Source organism: Trinickia violacea (assembly GCF_005280735.1).
GTDB lineage: Bacteria > Pseudomonadota > Gammaproteobacteria > Burkholderiales > Burkholderiaceae > Trinickia_A > Trinickia_A violacea.
In genome coordinates this window covers 1,794,620-1,810,500 of the sequence record NZ_CP040078.1, presented here as the reverse complement: position 1 = coordinate 1,810,500, position 15,881 = coordinate 1,794,620, and the positions used below count along the sequence as shown (strand labels likewise).

At 66.0% G+C, this 15,881-nt stretch carries 14 protein-coding genes and 1 pseudogene; 8 read left to right on the top strand and 7 right to left on the bottom strand.

Annotation, left to right across the window (positions count from 1 at the left end; translation table 11 throughout):
* Positions 1-166 precede the first annotated feature (166 nt).
* From FAZ95_RS40270 to FAZ95_RS30240, 7 genes and pseudogenes are all read right to left on the bottom strand, one after another.
* Positions 167-412 (bottom strand): annotated as a pseudogene (locus FAZ95_RS40270) (hypothetical protein); the annotation flags it as partial.
* Between the two features lie 21 nt (positions 413-433).
* Positions 434-889 (bottom strand): dihydroneopterin aldolase, encoded by a 456-nt coding sequence (locus FAZ95_RS30265; protein WP_254700369.1) that lies wholly within the window; start codon positions 887-889, stop codon positions 434-436.
* A 41-nt stretch (positions 890-930) separates the two neighbouring features.
* Positions 931-1,560, bottom strand: coding sequence for a sarcosine oxidase subunit gamma (locus FAZ95_RS40265; protein ID WP_137336116.1), 630 nt, complete (start codon positions 1,558-1,560; stop codon positions 931-933).
* Positions 1,550-4,561: a sarcosine oxidase subunit alpha family protein gene (locus tag FAZ95_RS30255; protein WP_137336115.1), complete on the bottom strand. Its 3,012-nt coding sequence runs from the start codon at positions 4,559-4,561 to the stop codon at positions 1,550-1,552. Before FAZ95_RS30255 ends, FAZ95_RS40265 begins: the two co-directional genes overlap by 11 nt.
* Positions 4,558-4,887 (bottom strand): sarcosine oxidase subunit delta, encoded by a 330-nt coding sequence (locus tag FAZ95_RS30250; protein ID WP_137336114.1) that lies wholly within the window; start codon positions 4,885-4,887, stop codon positions 4,558-4,560. The genes FAZ95_RS30255 and FAZ95_RS30250 overlap by 4 nt, the downstream gene beginning before the upstream one ends.
* Positions 4,888-4,911: 24 nt before the next feature.
* Positions 4,912-6,156 (bottom strand): sarcosine oxidase subunit beta family protein, encoded by a 1,245-nt coding sequence (locus FAZ95_RS30245; protein ID WP_137336113.1) that lies wholly within the window; start codon positions 6,154-6,156, stop codon positions 4,912-4,914.
* Positions 6,157-6,197: 41 nt separating this feature from the next.
* On the bottom strand, positions 6,198-7,583 hold the full coding sequence (locus FAZ95_RS30240; RefSeq protein ID WP_137336112.1) for an L-serine ammonia-lyase: 1,386 nt from the start codon (positions 7,581-7,583) through the stop codon (positions 6,198-6,200).
* A gap of 249 nt (positions 7,584-7,832) precedes the next feature.
* Here FAZ95_RS30240 and FAZ95_RS30235 point away from each other — a divergent pair, with 249 nt between their 5' ends.
* The 8 genes from FAZ95_RS30235 to denD all read left to right on the top strand — a co-directional run bounded on the left by FAZ95_RS30235 (position 7,833) and on the right by denD (position 15,860).
* Positions 7,833-8,921, top strand: coding sequence for a GlxA family transcriptional regulator (locus tag FAZ95_RS30235; RefSeq protein ID WP_137336111.1), 1,089 nt, complete (start codon positions 7,833-7,835; stop codon positions 8,919-8,921).
* A gap of 127 nt (positions 8,922-9,048) precedes the next feature.
* Positions 9,049-9,753 (top strand): FadR/GntR family transcriptional regulator, encoded by a 705-nt coding sequence (locus FAZ95_RS30230; RefSeq protein WP_137336110.1) that lies wholly within the window; start codon positions 9,049-9,051, stop codon positions 9,751-9,753.
* Between the two features lie 63 nt (positions 9,754-9,816).
* Positions 9,817-10,707 (top strand): L-threonate dehydrogenase, encoded by an 891-nt coding sequence (ltnD, locus tag FAZ95_RS30225; RefSeq protein ID WP_137336109.1) that lies wholly within the window; start codon positions 9,817-9,819, stop codon positions 10,705-10,707.
* Positions 10,708-10,726: 19 nt separating this feature from the next.
* Positions 10,727-12,046: a 3-oxo-tetronate kinase gene (gene otnK, locus FAZ95_RS30220; protein WP_137336108.1), complete on the top strand. Its 1,320-nt coding sequence runs from the start codon at positions 10,727-10,729 to the stop codon at positions 12,044-12,046.
* Positions 12,046-12,696, top strand: a complete 651-nt coding sequence (gene otnC / locus FAZ95_RS30215) for a 3-oxo-tetronate 4-phosphate decarboxylase (RefSeq protein WP_137336107.1) — start codon at positions 12,046-12,048, stop codon at positions 12,694-12,696. Before otnK ends, otnC begins: the two co-directional genes overlap by 1 nt.
* 25 nt (positions 12,697-12,721) lie before the next feature.
* Positions 12,722-14,062 carry an MFS transporter gene (locus FAZ95_RS30210; RefSeq protein ID WP_137336106.1) on the top strand — a complete coding sequence of 447 codons (1,341 nt, stop codon included), beginning with the start codon at positions 12,722-12,724 and terminating at the stop codon, positions 14,060-14,062.
* A gap of 24 nt (positions 14,063-14,086) precedes the next feature.
* The gene (otnI, locus tag FAZ95_RS30205; protein WP_137336105.1) at positions 14,087-14,863 is read left to right on the top strand and encodes a 2-oxo-tetronate isomerase; all 777 of its coding nucleotides are present in this window, start codon (positions 14,087-14,089) and stop codon (positions 14,861-14,863) included.
* Between the two features lie 25 nt (positions 14,864-14,888).
* Positions 14,889-15,860 carry a D-erythronate dehydrogenase gene (gene denD / locus FAZ95_RS30200; protein ID WP_137336104.1) on the top strand — a complete coding sequence of 324 codons (972 nt, stop codon included), beginning with the start codon at positions 14,889-14,891 and terminating at the stop codon, positions 15,858-15,860.
* Positions 15,861-15,881: the final 21 nt, after the last annotated feature.

Sequence of the window (15,881 nt, the reverse complement as noted above, 5' to 3'; positions counted from 1 at the left end):
GCAAGGCGACAGAATAGCGCTCGCGTGCGCAATCGTGCTAGCCAGAACGGCGCTGACCACCGGCATCGTCAAGATCCGGCCGCTCGTCCGTGCCCGCGTGTTGGAAGGCGGCGACGGCACCGCCGCCGTGCCCCGCCGCGTGAGCTGACGGCTGACGCGACAGCGATCGCGATCTTGCCTCGGCGGCTACGCGGCCGAGCGTTTCCGCGCTCATCCTTGCGGCGACTTCGTGAACATAGGCGTGATGCCGCGCTTCCAGCGGCGCCGCGACGAACTGCGCCTGCAAATAGCGGATGAGCGCAATACGCCGGTGGCCAAGCTCGATGCTGCGATCGAGCAGCGCGAGCGCAGCCGCCGGATCGCGTGATTCATACGCGAGCTTCACCAAGTGAGATATGTGGGCGCGCGCCATCGCAACACACGCGTGCCGGAGTCAGGTCGCCGCCATGGCGTCGGCGGCGATCTGCGCGCGAGACCATGCGTCGTAGTCGGCACGCGTCCATTCGAGCTCGACACCGATGCGCTTCGTGCCCGGACGAATCTTCGGCTTGTGCAACGCGAGCGTCAGCGCATCGAGCGCCGGCCATTCGCGGAACGACAGCAGCGCCATCTCGACGGCCAGCATCTCCAGCAAGCGCGTATGCGGCTTCGCCGCGAGAAACGCGGCGATGCGCTCGCAATAGCGCTCGTAGTCGATCCACCCGCCGGTCTCGGACGGCACGCAACGATACGTCAAGCTCGCGTCGATCACGATGGGCTGCGGCGCCGCGTGCTCATGCGGGTGAATGCCGATGCGCGTGGGCACGACCAGTTCGTCGATAAACACGCGCCAGCCGCGCCCGCGGCGCGGCGCCTGTTCATCGTGTGCGAGCGGCGACGCCCGATCCAGGAGCGGCCGCTCGGCGAGCGGCACAAATGGTTCGCGCGGTTTCACGACATCAGCGGCGCGGCGGCGTCGAGCAGGATGCGGCAGAAATAGTCGGCGAAGCTGCGTCGCACGACGATCTCGAACGCGTTGTTTCCAGTGGGGATCAGCACGATCGACGCCTTGAAGAAATGGCTTTGCGCGCACTGCCCGCGTGCCAACATGAGCGGATGCAAGTCGAGCGGACATCCGCGCGAGAGCACGTCGCGCACACGCTCGCCGCTCACTTCGACCACCGTATAGCCGCTGCCGACATCGACGGCTGCCGCATAGGCGCCTTCGAAAGCAACGCGCAGCTTCGTCTCGAGCGTCGCGGCGCGCGCCTCGAGCGAGCGCACGAGCCACTCGTCGGGGCCGAGCCACAGCACGTCGCAGCCGTTGCCCTGCGCGACCGTGTTCGCCTTCGCAGGCGGCTTGCAGCCGAGCACGCTCTCCGCCGCGCCGACGAACGCGGGATCGGCGAGATCGCCGCGCACATTGACGAGTTCGAGAAACGGCCGCTCGTTCAAGCGGAACTGCTTCGACGCCTCCGCTTGATGCGCCTGCATCAGATCCTGCACACCGATGAACGGCGATTCGTAACGCACGCCGCGCTCCACGACGGCCGAAGCATTGCCCCTACCTTCATTCCACATGTTGACGCACTCCTTCGGTGTCGTAGAAAACCGGGCTCGAAATTTTCGCGGCGACCTGCTTACCGTTCGCGAGCGGAATCGTGACCGTCTCGCCCATCTTGCCCAAGCCGCCCTTCACCACGGCCAGCGCGATCGAGCGCTTGAGGATCGGGCTGTAGTAGCTCGACGTGACGTGGCCGATCATCGGCGCGAGATCGCCGAACTGGTGATTGACGAGAGGCTTCGCGACGATCTGGCCGCCTTCCGGCAACACGAACGAAGCGTCGTCGGTCAGCAGGCCGACCAGTTGCTTGCGCCCCTCCTTCGCCGTATCCGAGCGCGTGAGCGAGCGCCTGCCGAGGAAGTCCTTCGACTTCGCGACGAGCCCGCCCATGCCGAGATCGAACGGCGTGATCGAACCGTCGGTGTCCTGGCCGACGATGATGTAGCCCTTCTCCGCGCGCAGCACGTGCATCGTTTCCGTGCCGTAGGGCGTGATGCCGAACTCGTCGCCCGCCGCCATCAGCGCTTCCCACACGGTGCGGCCGACGTTCGCGGGCACGTTGACCTCGTAGGCCAGCTCGCCCGAGAAGCTGATGCGCATCACGCGCGCCGCGACGCCGGCGACGGTCCCTTCGCGATACGTCATGAACGGGAATGCCTCGTTCGCGAAGTCGATATCGCCGCACACTTTCTGCAGCACCTTGCGGCTCTTCGGTCCGACCACCGCGAACGTCGCCCAATGGTCGGTCACCGACCCGAGACGCACTCTCAGGTTCGGCCACTCAGTCTGCAGCCAGCGTTCGAGCCATGTGAGCACGCGTGCCGCGCCGCCCGTGGTCGTCGTCATCAGGTAGTGCTGATCGGCCAGGCGCACCGTCACGCCGTCGTCGAACACCATGCCGTTTTCGTCGAGCATGAGCCCATAGCGGCACTTGCCGACTTCGAGCTTGCTCCACGGGTTCGTGTAGACCCAGTTCAGCAGTTGCGCGGCGTCGGGGCCCTGGATGTCGATCTTGCCGAGCGTCGACGCATCGAGAATGCCAACGCCGTTGCGCACCGCCAGACATTCGCGCGCCACCGCCGCGTGCAGGTCCTCGCCGTTTTTCGGGTAGTACCAAGGCCGCTTCCAGTTGCCGACGTCCTCGAACATCGCGCCGTGCTCGGCGTGCCATTCGTGGATGCAGGTCTTGCGGATCGGATCGAGGAAGTCGCCGACTTCACGTCCCGCGAACGCGCCGAACGAAACGGGCGTGTAGTTCGGGCGGAACGTCGTCGTGCCGGTTTCGGGAATCGTCTTGCCGAGCGCCTCCGCGAGAATCGCCATGCCGTTGATGTTGCCGAGCTTGCCTTGATCGGTACCGAAGCCCATCGCCGTGTAGCGCTTGACGTGCTCGACCGATTCGAAGCCTTCGCGCGCGGCGAGCAGAATGTCGGCCGCCGACACATCGTTCTGGAAGTCGACGAACTGCTTCGGCCCGCGCGGCGCGGCCTCGCGGCTGCCGACGAGCCACAGCGGCAGCAACGGCTTCTCGTTGATCTCGGCGGCGCGCGGCGCCACCGGACGCTCGGACTTGCAGCCGACCGCCTTCGCCGCCTCGACGCCCGCATCGACTGCGAAGCGCAAGCCGCGCGCGAGACTGAACTCGCCCGCCGCCGCGCCGACGCTGCACTCCGCCTGCATCGCTTTGCCGGGTACGAAGCACGCTTTCTGATCGTTCCAATGCGCCTTGCCGCCCGATTGCGCGAACAGGTGCAACACAGGGCTCCAGCCGCCCGACATCGCAAGCAGATCGCACGGCAGGCTCGTTTGCTTGGCGCCGACCTTGCCGCCCGCAAACGATGCCACTTCTGCCGACGCCACGCGCAGCTTGCCGCGCGCCTCGGTCACCACCGCGCCGTTCAACACCTTCACGCCTTGTCTGCGTGCCGCGTTCGGCAAGGTGCCGCTGCCCTGCGGCCGCGGATCGACAACGGTCACCGCCGCCCCGCACGCCTTGAGATCGAGCGCGCATTGATAGCCGTCGTCGTTGTTCGTGAACACGACCGCTTCGCGCCCCGGCAGCACGCCGAAGCGATGCACATACGTCGACACCGCCGACGCCAGCATGACGCCCGGCAGGTCGTTGTTACCGAACACGAGCGGACGCTCATGCGCGCCGGTCGCGAGAATCACACGCTTTGCGCGCACTTTCCACATCAGCTCGCGCGTGCCCTTGCGCATCGACACCGGCAGGTGATCGGTCAAGCGCTGCACGACGGTGACGAGGTTGTGGTCCTGATAACCGAACGCCGTGCTGCGCGAGAGGATCTTCACATCGGGCATCTGCGAGAGCGCCGCTTCGATCTTCTCGACCCATTGCAGGCCCGGCTTGCCGTCGATCTCCGCTTTGCACGACAAGAGGCTGCCGCCCAGTTCGCGCTGATCGTCGACCAAGATCACGCGCGCACCCGCCGCGCCCGCCGCATGCGCAGCGGCCAGTCCCGCCGGCCCGCCGCCGACGACGAGCACGTCGCAATGCGCGTAGCACCTGTCGTAGCGGTCCGCGTCGAGCGTATCGGGCGCCTTGCCCAAGCCCGCGGCTTCGCGGATCTTCTCTTCGTACTTCGGCCACCATTTGCGCGGCCACATGAACGTCTTGTAGTAGAAGCCCGCCGGAATGAAGCGCGCGATCTTCTGATTGACGGCCATGCGGTCGTGCTCGATCGACGGCTCGGCATTGACGCTCGTCGCGACGAGCCCCTGATAGAGCTCGATTTCGGTCGCGCGCGCATTCGGCACCGTGTACGCGCCGCGCTCGAGCTGCACGACGGCATTCGGCTCTTCGACACCTGCGGTCACGATGCCGCGCGGCCGGTGATATTTCCAACTGCGCGCGACGAAGTGCACGCCATTGGCGAGCAGCGCCGACGCGAGCGTATCTCCCTGATAGCCCTGATAGGTCCTGCCGTTGAACGTAAACGTGAGCGGGATCGCGCGATTGATCCGGCCACCGGAACCGAGGCGGTCTTTTTGGCTCATTTTTGCTTGCCCTCTTGTGCAGCGTTGCCAACCTGGCCGGCGACGATTTTCGCGGCGGCCTCGGCTTGCGTCGGGAATCGTTGATATCCCTGGATTTCGTAGCTCACCGTATCGCGCGTCGCCATGAACCAGCGACGGCATCCTTGCGTATGCAACCATTGCTCGCGATGCACGCCGCGCGGGTTCTTGCGCATGAAGAGGTAGTCGCCCCATTCGCGGTCAGTGAGCTTGTCGGTGTCGAGCGGGCGCGCGATGTCCGCCTCGCCCCCGCATGAGAATTCGGATTCGGCGCGCGGCCCGCACCACGGGCATTCGATCAGCAGCATAGGTGTCTCCGTTTGTGCGTTGAGTTAGTGGGCCACGGCGGCCGCGCCGTGTTCGTCGATCAGATGGCCGCTGTAGAAACGGTCCAGCGAGAACGCTGCGTTGAGCGGATGCGGCGCGTCGTTGGCGATCGTGTGCGCGAACACCCAGCCCGAGCCCGGCGTCGCCTTGAAGCCGCCCGTGCCCCAGCCGCAGTTGAAGTAAAGGCCCTTCACGTCGGTCTTGCTGATGATCGGGCACGCATCGGGCGACACGTCGACAATCCCGCCCCACTGGCGGTTCATCCGCACGCGCGAGAACACCGGGAACATCTCGACGATCGCCTGCAGCGTGCCTTCGATGACCTGGAAGCTGCCGCGCTGGCCGAAGCCCGTGTATTGATCGATGCCCGCGCCGATCACGAGGTCGCCCTTGTCGGACTGGCTGATGTACGCGTGCACCGCGTTCGACATCACGACGGTGTTGACGACCGGCTTGATCGGCTCCGACACGAGCGCCTGCAGCGGATGGCTTTCGAGCGGCAGGCGGATGCCGGCCATGTCGGCGAGCGTCGTCGTGTTGCCTGCCGCGACCACGGCCACTTTCTTCGCCTTGATGAAGCCCTTCACGGTTTCGACGCCTGTCACCGCGCCGTTTTCGCGGCGAATGCCGGTGACCTGGCAGTTCTGGATGATGTCGACGCCGCGCGCATCCGCGCCGCGTGCAAAGCCCCACGCCACCGCATCGTGCCGCGCGACGCCGCCGCGCCGCTGAATCGAAGCGCCAAGCACGGGATAGCGGCTGTTGAGATTGATCGTCGGCTCGATTTCCTTGATCTGCGCGGGCGTCAGGAACTCCGCATCGACGCCGTTGAGCCGGTTCGCGTTCACGCGCCGCTCGGTGTCGCGCACGTCCTGCAGCGTGTGGGCGAGATTCATCACGCCGCGCTGGCTGAACATCACGTTGTAGTTGAGGTCCTGCGCGAGCCCTTCCCAGAGCTTCATCGCCTTCTCGTACAGCGCCGCCGATTCGTCCCACAGATAGTTCGAGCGCACGATCGTCGTGTTGCGCGCGGTATTGCCACCGCCGATCCAGCCCTTCTCGACCACGGCGATGTTGCGCACGCCGTGCTCTTTGGCGAGGTAATACGCGGTGGCGAGTCCGTGCCCGCCGCCGCCGACGATCACCACGTCGTACTCGCGCTTGGGCTCTGGGCTTCTCCATTGACGCTCCCAGTTCTCGTGATACGACAACCCGTTGCGCAACAAACTGAATATCGAATAGCGGCTCATGGCTTAAGTCCTGAAGCGTTAAGCGTGGTGGTGGTTCTTCATCAACATTCGATGACGTTCACGGCGAGTCCGCCGCGCGACGTCTCCTTGTATTTCGTCTTCATGTCGGCGCCGGTCTCGCGCATCGTCTTGATGACGGAATCGAGCGACACGTAGTGGTGGCCGTCGCCCTTGAGCGCCATCCGCGACGCGTTGAGCGCCTTGACCGCGCCCATCGCGTTGCGCTCGATGCAGGGAATCTGCACGAGTCCGCCGACCGGGTCGCAAGTCATGCCGAGGTTGTGCTCCATGCCGATCTCGGCGGCGTTCTCGACTTGGCTCGCCGTGCCGCCCATCACCGCGGCCAATGCGGCGGCGGCCATCGAGCAGGCGACGCCCACCTCGCCCTGGCAGCCCACTTCCGCGCCCGAAATCGACGCCGTTTCCTTGTAGATGATGCCGATGGCGGCGGCGGTCAGCAGGAAGTCGACGATGCCGTTCTCGTTCGAACCCGGCACGAACTTCACGTAGTAGTGCAGCACGGCGGGAATCACGCCGGCCGCGCCGTTGGTCGGCGCGGTGACGACGCGCCCGCCCGCGGCGTTCTCTTCGTTGACGGCCATCGCATAGAGATTGACCCAGTCGAGCATCGAAAGCGGATCGCGCAGCGATTCTTCGGAGCGCATCCGCAGGTTCTTGGACAGCTCGGCGGCGCGGCGCTTCACGCCCATCGGGCCCGGCAGATTGCCCTCTGCCTTGCAGCCGCGCTCGACGCAAGCGGCCATCGTGCGCCAGATCGCAAGCAGACCCTCGCGCACGTCCTCGGGCGAGCGCGACGCGCATTCGTTCGCGAACGCCACCTGCGCAATCGACTTGCCGCTCGCACGGCATTGGCGCAGCAGGTCGTCGCCGGTACGGAACGGATAGGGCACCTCGCCGCCCTGACGCGCGCCGTTCACGCGATCGCCCTCGCGATTGACGACGAAGCCGCCGCCCACCGAGTAATACTCTTTCTCGACGAGCAACTGGCCGTGTTCGTCGAACGCCTGGAAGCGCATTCCGTTCGGATGCACGACGGCCGTGCCGGTCATCAGCTTGCGATAGAAGGCGATGTCTTCCTTCTCGTCGAAGCGGATCGCGTGCAGGTTCAAGAGGCGCAACGACTTGCCGCGGCGAATCTCGGCGAGACGCGGCTCGATCAGGTCCGGATCGATCGCATCGGGCAGATGTCCTTCGAGCCCGAGCAATACCGCCTTGTCGGTGCCGTGCCCCTTGCCGGTCGCGCCGAGCGAGCCGTACAGCTCGACTTTGACGCGCCGCACGAAGCCGAGCAGGTTCGTATCCTCGACGTGCGACGCGAACCGGCACGCGGCGATCATCGGCCCAACCGTATGCGAGCTAGACGGTCCGATGCCGATCTTGAACAGATCGAAGACGCTGACGTTCATGCTGGGCTGCCTCATCGTTTGTGACTTGGCGCCAGTACACCAAAGCGTAAAATCCGCCGATAGAACAAAAACGGCATCGACGTGGGATGCCGCCGCCATACCCGCTTGCACGCGGCCTTGAAGTGCGCTTCGCCGATGGTTTGAGGCGGAAAAGCACAAGCGGGGACCCTAGCGATCAGCGACGCTCGAAGCGTGGCAGTCGCAAGCCGCGACGCCACCGGACACCGCCCCACCGCCCGACACACCCGCATGAAACTCGCCGACTCGCAACCGCTCACCACCGCCGAAGCCGCCACCACCGCGCCGAAAGCGCGCATCCGCTTCGGCATCGTGCTGTTGCCGAACTTCACGCTGACGGCGTTCTCCGGCTTTGTCGACATGCTGCGCCTGTCCGCCGACGAAGGCGACTACAGCAAGCCCGTGCGCTGCTCGTGGAGCGTGATCGGCGACACGCTCGCGCCCGTGCGCGCGAGCTGCGGCATTCAGGTGACGCCCTGGGAGACGTTCGATACCGCCGAGCCGTTCGACTACGTCGTCGTAGTCGGCGGCCTCTTACACTCCGGCCCGCAGGCGAGCGACGAGACACTGCGCTTCATCCAGCGCGCCGCGCGCGGCAACACGACCTTGGTCGGCATCTGCACAGGCGTGTTCGCGCTGATGCGCGCGGGCGTGCTCGACGGCCACCGCATCTGCGTGAGCTGGTTCCACTACTGGGATTTCGTCGAACGATTTCCGACGGTCAGCACCGATGCGCTGATCGCCGACCGGCTGTTCGTGATCGACCGGCGGCGCATCACGTGCTCGGGCGGGCGCGCGTCGATCGACGTCGCGGCGGCGATTCTGCTGCGTCACTTCGAGCACGCGACGGTGCAAAAGGCGCTGCGCATCCTGCTGGTCGGCGAGATGCAAAAGGGCAACGCGCCGCAACCGCATCCGCCTGGGCTCGAGCCCGCGACGCATCCGAAGGTCAAGCGCGCGATTCTGCTGATGGAGCAGCATGTCGGGCGCTCGCTGCCGCTCGAAGAACTCGCGTGCAAGCTCGATTTGTCGCCGCGTCAGTTGGAGCGGCTGTTCAAGGCCGAGACCGGCAAGAGCCCGCAGGCGTTTGCGAAGCAAGTGCGGCTGCGTACGGCGGCCTGGCTGTTAACGAGTTCGGACCGGACCGTGGCCGATATCGCGTCGAGCTGCGGATTTTCCGACGCGTCGCACTTGGGGCGGGAGTTCAGGAAGCAGTTTGGCTTGCCGCCGGTGACGTTCCGGGAGACGCGTGGCGCGGATGCCCAAAACGACGAGATGGCCTGCGGCGAGAATTTCGCGGGAGTCGGCGGCGTCTATTGACGTCCTTGTCTAAGCCGCAACGCTGACTCTCGCCGCCTACTACGGCATGAAGGCATTAAGGGTTCGCCCTAATGCAGCACACAAGTTCAACTTGTATGATAACCACATAACCAGACAGCCTAATCCCATGTTCGAAAAAATCCCTGCCCGCGCGATGAGCGACTCCGTCGCGCAGCAACTGCTCGCACAGATCGAAAAAGGCAGCTTCGCCGACACGGGCAAGCTGCCGTCGGAAGCCGTGCTGTCGCAGGAATTCGGCGTCAGCCGCACCGTGATCCGCGAAGCGATCTCGCGCTTGAAGAACGAAGGCGTGGTCGAAGCGCGTCAGGGCAGCGGCGTCTTTATTGCCGGCAAGAGCGGCGTTCGTCCGCTGCGCATCGACTACGCGGAGGTGGCCGACGGCGAATCCGTGCTGCAGATCCTCGCGCTGCGCCGCGCGATCGAGGCGGAAGTCGCGTCGGAGGCCGCGATGCATCGCACGGACGCCGACATGGCCGCGATCGATGCCGCGCTCGCGCAAATCGACGTCGCGGTGGCCGAAGGCCGTGATGGCGTCGCCGAAGACGTTGCGTTCCACCGCTCGATCGCCGCGGCCACCGGCAATCCCTATTTCCTGAAGACGCTCGCGTTCCTCAATCAGTATCTCGAAGCGGGCGTGGCCGTCACGCGCCGCAACGAGGCACGCCGCGAAGACTTCTCGCGGCAGGTGCGCGAGGAACACGCAGCAATTGTCGCGGCGATTCGCGCGGGCGAACCGATGGCCGCGCTCAACGCCGCGCGCACGCACATGTACAACGCTGCCCGCCGCCTCGCGGAAGCGGGCATCTGCTAGCGATTACATCCCGCCGCTGCCGGCGTGCGCGGCGAGGTGTCCATTCTTCTGAGGACAACTGATATGTCGAGAAACATTGGAGTCGTCGGCCTGGGCGCCATGGGGTTGGGCGTCGCGCGCTCGCTCTTGCGCGCGGGCTTTCGCGTTCACGCCTGTGACTTGCGCGCAGCCGTCTTGCAGTCGTTCGCGGCCGAGGGCGGTATCGCGTGCGCGAGCCCCGCCGAAGTCGGACGCCAGTGCGACGTCGTCATCACGCTCGTCGTCAATGCCGCACAAACCGAGGCGGTGCTCTTCGGCGAGCACGGCGCCGTCGCGCAGATGAAGCCCGGCGGCGTGGTGATCGCAAGCGCGACCGTGTCGCCCGATTTCGCGATGTCACTCGGCAAGCGCATCGAGGCCGCCGGCCTGCAGATGCTCGACGCGCCGGTCTCGGGCGGCGCCGCGCGCGCGGCTTCCGGCGACATGACGATGATGACGTCCGGCCCCGCCGCCGCCTACGCCGCCTGCGAAAACGTGCTCGCCGCGATCGCGGGCAAGGTGTACCGGCTCGGCGGCGCGCACGGCATCGGCTCCAAGGTGAAGATCATCAATCAGCTGCTGGCCGGCGTGCACATCGCCGCGGCCGCCGAGGCGATGGCGCTCGGCCTGCGCGAAGGCGTCGATGCCGATGCGCTCTATGACGTCATCACGCACAGCGCCGGCAACTCGTGGATGTTCGAGAACCGCGTGCCCCACATCCTCTCCGGCGACTACACGCCGCTTTCCGCCGTCGACATTTTCGTGAAGGATCTCGGCCTCGTGCTCGATACGGCGCGTGCGTCGAAATTCCCGTTGCCGCTCTCCGCCGCCGCGCACCAGATGTTCATGATGGCGTCGAGCGCCGGCCACGGCGGCGAAGACGACTCCGCCGTCATCAAAATTTTCCCCGGCATCGAACTGCCGGCCGGTCACTGATTTCGCGAGTTCCCTCTTGATGAGTACGCCCTACAGCAGTCCGCGGCCGCTCCTCGGCTGCATCGCCGACGATTTCACCGGCGCCACCGATCTCGCCAACATGCTCGTGCGCAACGGCATGCGCACCGTGCAGACGATCGGCGTCCCCGCGTCGTCCGAGCGCATCGAGGCGGACGCGCTCGTCGTCGCGCTGAAGTCGCGCACGATCCCGGCCGCCGATGCGGTCGCCCAATCGCAACAAGCGCTTGCATGGCTGCGCGGGCAAGGTTGCCGTCAGTTCTTCTTTAAGTACTGCTCGACATTCGACTCGACGGAGGCAGGCAACATCGGTCCCGTCGCGGATGCGCTGCTCGATGCCCTCGCGATCGGGGACGATCGCGGCTTCACGATCGCCTGCCCGGTCTTTCCGGAGAACGGCCGCACGCTGTACCGCGGGCACCTGTTCGTCGGCGATACGTTGCTCAACGAATCGGGGATGGAGACGCACCCGCTCACGCCGATGACCGACGCGAATCTCGTGCGCGTGCTGCAGAAGCAGACGAACTCGAAGGTCGGGCTGATCCGCTTCGACACGGTCGCGCAAGGCGTCGCGGCCGTGCGCGCGCGGATCGCCGCATTGCGCGCCGAGGGCGTGCGCATCGCGATCGCCGACGCGCTCACGGACGACGATCTGCGCGTGCTCGGCGAAGCGTGCGCCGACCTGCCGCTCATCACCGGCGGCTCGGGCATCGCGCTTGGACTGCCCGCCAACTTCCGGCGCGCCGGCCTCTTGGCGAAGCACGGCGACGCGGCCAGGGTGCCGGCGGTGAACGGACTGTCGGCCGTGCTGGCGGGCAGCGCGTCGACGGCGACGAACGCGCAGGTCACGGCGTGGCGCGGCGCCGGCAGGCCGCACTTCCGAATCGATCCGCTCGCGGTCGCGCGCGGCGAGCCGGTCGTCGAGGCCGCGCTCGCGTTTGCACGCGAGACCCTGCTCGGCGCGAATCCGCAGCCGGTGCTGATCTACGCGACCGCGGCACCCGAAGAGGTCAAGCGCGTGCAGCAGGCGCTCGGCGTCTCGCATGCAGGCGAAATCGTGGAAGCCGCGCTCGCCTCGATCGCGCGCGGGCTGCACGCACTCGGCGTGCGCAAGTTCGTCGTCGCGGGCGGCGAAACGTCGGGCGCCGTCGTGCAGGCGCTGCGCGTGCCGGCGCTCGTCATCGGCGCGCAGATCGATCCGGGCGTGCCGGCCACAGTCACCCTCGGCGAGGAGCCGCTGGGCCTCGCGCTCAAATCGGGCAACTTCGGTGCCGTCGATTTCTTCGACAAAGCCCTGCGCCGTCTTAGCGGAGCCGCGTGATGCAAGCCGTCGACCGAAGCGAAGCGAAACTGCGCGAAGAGATCTGCACTGTCGGCGCGAGCCTGTATGCGCGCGGCCACGCGGTCGGCAGCGCGGGCAACATCAGCGCGCGGCTTGCCGACGGCTGGCTGATCACGCCGACCGACGCATGCCTCGGCCGGCTCGACCCCGCCGAGATCGCGAAAGTCGATCTCGCGGGCAACGCGGTGTCGGGCGGCAAGCCGTCGAAAACGCTCGCGCTGCATCGCGGCATCTACGCGAACAACACCGAGGCGCGCGGCATCGTCCATACGCATTCGACGCATCTCGTCGCACTGACGCTGCACGGCGTCTGGCGCGACACCGACGTGCTGCCGCCGATTACGCCCTACTACGTCATGAAAGTCGGCCACGTGCCGCTGATTCGCTACCGGCGCCCCGGCGATCCACAAGTCGCGGAGGAAGTCGCGGCGCTCGCGCCGAACGTGCGCGGCGTGCTGCTCGAACGGCTCGGCCCGGTGGTCTGGGGGCCGTCGGTCTCGCAGGCATCGTTCACGCTCGAAGAACTCGAGGAGACCGCGCGCTTGTGGCTGATGACAGATCCGAAGCCCGCGCCGCTGGACGAAGCCGCACTCGACGATTTGCGACGCGCCTTTCACGCGCGCTGGTAGCCAACGATCAACAGGAGACAAGGAAATGAGTTCATTCGAGGCCGCGAAGGTCCGCCCCACCCACCCCGCCGAACACGCCGCCACCGCCGGCGACGCCAAGCTCGATCGCACCTACAAGAAAGTGTTTTGGCGCATCGTGCCGTTCCTGATGCTCTGCTACGTGGTGGCGTATCTCGACCGCGTGAACGTCGGCTTCGCGAAGCTGCAGATGTCGCAGGACCTCGCATTCAGCGAGACCGTGTTCGGCCTGGGCGCCGGCATCTTCTTCCTCGGCTATTTCCTGTTCGAACTGCCGAGCAACCTGCTCATGCACAAGCTCGGCGCGCGCATCTGGATTGCGCGGATCATGATCACGTGGGGCATCCTGTCGGGGCTGTTCGTCTTCGTGCAGACGCCCACGCAGTTCTACGTGCTGCGCTTTTTGCTCGGCCTCGCCGAAGCCGGCTTCTATCCCGGCGTGATCCTCTATCTGACGTACTGGTTTCCGACGCACCGGCGCGCGAAGATCATCGCGGTCTTCATGTCGGCGATTCCGGTGTCGGGCATCTTCGGCAATCCGCTGTCGGGCTGGATCATGCAGTCGTTCCACACGAACGGCGGCTTCAACGGCTGGCAATGGATGTTCATGATCGAAGCCGTTCCCGCCGTGCTGATCGGCATCGCGACGATTCTCTATCTCGACAACGGCATCCAGGGCGCGAAGTGGCTCGACGACGAGGAAAAGCGCATGCTCGCCGACGAAATCGCCGCGCAGCCGCATGAAAAGGCGAAGCAATCGCACTCGCTCGGCGCGGTGTTCAAAGATCCGCGCATGTGGTGGATGTCGCTGATCTACTTCGCGTTCGTGACCGGTCAATATGGGCTGACGTTCTGGCTGCCGACACTCGTGAAATCCACCGGCGTGACCGGCGCACTGAACATCGGCCTCTTGAGCGCGATTCCGTTCGCCTGCGCGATCGTCGCGATGAACCTGTTCGGCTACAGCTCGGACCACCGCCGCGAGCGCCGCTGGCACCTGATCGTGCCGTCGCTGATGGGCGCGGCGGGATTCGCGATCGCCGCATCCGCCTCCCATAGCACCGTGATCTCGCTGGTCTTCCTGTCGCTCGCGGCGGCGGGTGTGCTGACTTGCGCCCCGCTCTTCTGGTCGCTGCCGACCGCGTTCCTTTCCGGCGCCGCCGCAGCGGCGGGCATCGCGATCATCAACTCGATCGGCAATCTCGCGGGTTTCGCGAGCCCCTATATGATCGGCTATCTGAAAGACCTCACGCACAGCACGCAGGCGGGCATGTACGTCCTGTCCGGCATGCTCGTGATCGGCGCGATCGCCGTGTGGCTCACGCCGGCGCGGCTCGTGAACCGCTAATTCACCTAGCTTGGAGAGCACACCATGCCTCGTTTCGCTTCCAACCTGACGATGATGTACAGCGAGCACGCGTTCCTCGACCGCTTCGCCGCCGCAGCCGCGGACGGTTTCAAAGCGGTCGAGTACCTGTTCCCGTACGACTTTCCCGCGGCCGAGCTGAAGGCCCGCCTCGACGCGCACGGCTTGACACAGGCGCTCTTCAACGCACCGCCCGGCGACTGGGCGAATGGCGAGCGCGGCATCGCCTCGCTGCCGGGCCGCGAAGACGAGTTCCGCCGCAGCATCGATACCGCGCTCGAATACGCGAGCGTGCTCGGCAACGACAAGATCCACGTGATGGCGGGCCTGATCCGCCCTGAGCAATCGCGCGAAGTACATCGCGACGTCTATCTGCGCAATCTCGCGCATACCGCGCAGGCGGCGCACGCACATGGCATCACGGTCGTGATCGAGCCCATCAACACGCGCGACATTCCCGGCTTCTTCCTGAACCGGCAAGACGATGCGCAAGCGATCTGCCGGGAAGTCGGCGCGGCAAACCTGAAAGTGCAATTCGATTGCTACCACTGCCAGATCGTCGAAGGTGATCTCGCCGTGAAGCTCAAGCGCGACATGCACGGCATCGGCCATATCCAGATTGCCGGCGTGCCCGAGCGGCACGAGCCGGATATCGGCGAGCTGAATTATCCGTACCTGTTCGCGCTGATCGATGCACTGGGCTACGACGGCTGGATCGGCTGCGAATACCGCCCGCGCGCGGGCACGTCGGCGGGCCTCGGCTGGCTCAAGCCGTATCTGTGATTGGCTCTAGAACGAAGGACCCGACATGAAAGTTCTGATTACCGGCGGCGCCGGATTTCTCGGCCAGCGCCTCGCGCGCGAATTGCTCAAACGCGGCGACATCGCGGGCCCGGACGGCGAACGCCGGCGCATCACCGAGCTCGTGCTGCTCGACGTCGTGAAAGGCGCCGATCTCGGTGACGCGCGCGTTACCTCGCTCGTCGGCGACATCGGCGAGCGCAGCGTGCTCGAACACGCGATCGATACGAACACCGCAGCGATTTTTCATCTCGCCGCGATTGTCAGCGGTCAGGCCGAAGCGGACTTCGATCTCGGCATGCGGATCAATCTCGACGCGTCGCGCTTGCTGCTCGAGGTGTGCCGCGCGCGCGGCCATCGTCCGCGCGTCGTGTTCACCAGCTCGGTCGCGGTCTATGGCGGCGACCTGCCCGCCGTCGTGCAGGACGACACCGCGCTGAATCCGCAATCGTCTTATGGCACGCAAAAGGCCATCGCCGAGCTGCTGCTGTCCGATTACACGCGGCGCGGCTTCGTCGACGGGCGCGTCTTGCGCCTGCCGACCATCAGCGTGCGTCCCGGCAAGCCGAACGCGGCCGCATCGTCGTTCGCGAGCGGCATCGTGCGCGAGCCCTTGAACGGCGAACCCGCCGTGTGCCCCGTGCCGGGCGAGACGAAGCTGTGGCTGTTGTCGCCGCGCGGCGCGATCGAAGCGCTGATCGCAGGCTACGAGCTGGACGGCGCCGCGCTCGGCAACCGGCGCGTCGTCAACCTGCCGGGTATTTCGGTGAGCGTGAATGACATGGTCGAGGCGCTGCGCGAAGTGGCGGGCGAGGAAGCGGTCGCGCGCATCCGCTGGGAAACCGACGAGCGCGTCGTGAAGATCGTCGGCAGTTGGCCGGGCAGTTGGAACACGGAGCGCGCCGAGCGGTTGGGGCTCAAGGGCGATACCCGGTTCGCCGATGTGATTCGCAGCTATATCGAAGACGAGAAGCGGTAACGATCCTGCGCAAGCGGCATG

Excerpts from the sequence above, each read along its gene's own strand:
- FAZ95_RS40265 (WP_137336116.1), bottom strand. The coding sequence starts at position 1,560 with ATGTGGAATGAAGGTAGGGGCAATGCTTCGGCCGTCGTGGAGCGCGGC.
- FAZ95_RS30255 (WP_137336115.1), bottom strand. The coding sequence starts at position 4,561 with ATGAGCCAAAAAGACCGCCTCGGTTCCGGTGGCCGGATCAATCGCGCG.
- FAZ95_RS30250 (WP_137336114.1), bottom strand. The coding sequence starts at position 4,887 with ATGCTGCTGATCGAATGCCCGTGGTGCGGGCCGCGCGCCGAATCCGAA.
- FAZ95_RS30245 (WP_137336113.1), bottom strand. The coding sequence starts at position 6,156 with ATGAGCCGCTATTCGATATTCAGTTTGTTGCGCAACGGGTTGTCGTAT.
- FAZ95_RS30240 (WP_137336112.1), bottom strand. The coding sequence starts at position 7,583 with ATGAACGTCAGCGTCTTCGATCTGTTCAAGATCGGCATCGGACCGTCT.
- FAZ95_RS30235 (WP_137336111.1), top strand. The coding sequence starts at position 7,833 with ATGAAACTCGCCGACTCGCAACCGCTCACCACCGCCGAAGCCGCCACC.
- FAZ95_RS30230 (WP_137336110.1), top strand. The coding sequence starts at position 9,049 with ATGTTCGAAAAAATCCCTGCCCGCGCGATGAGCGACTCCGTCGCGCAG.
- ltnD (WP_137336109.1), top strand. The coding sequence starts at position 9,817 with ATGTCGAGAAACATTGGAGTCGTCGGCCTGGGCGCCATGGGGTTGGGC.
- otnK (WP_137336108.1), top strand. The coding sequence starts at position 10,727 with ATGAGTACGCCCTACAGCAGTCCGCGGCCGCTCCTCGGCTGCATCGCC.
- otnC (WP_137336107.1), top strand. The coding sequence starts at position 12,046 with ATGCAAGCCGTCGACCGAAGCGAAGCGAAACTGCGCGAAGAGATCTGC.
- FAZ95_RS30210 (WP_137336106.1), top strand. The coding sequence starts at position 12,722 with ATGAGTTCATTCGAGGCCGCGAAGGTCCGCCCCACCCACCCCGCCGAA.
- otnI (WP_137336105.1), top strand. The coding sequence starts at position 14,087 with ATGCCTCGTTTCGCTTCCAACCTGACGATGATGTACAGCGAGCACGCG.
- denD (WP_137336104.1), top strand. The coding sequence starts at position 14,889 with ATGAAAGTTCTGATTACCGGCGGCGCCGGATTTCTCGGCCAGCGCCTC.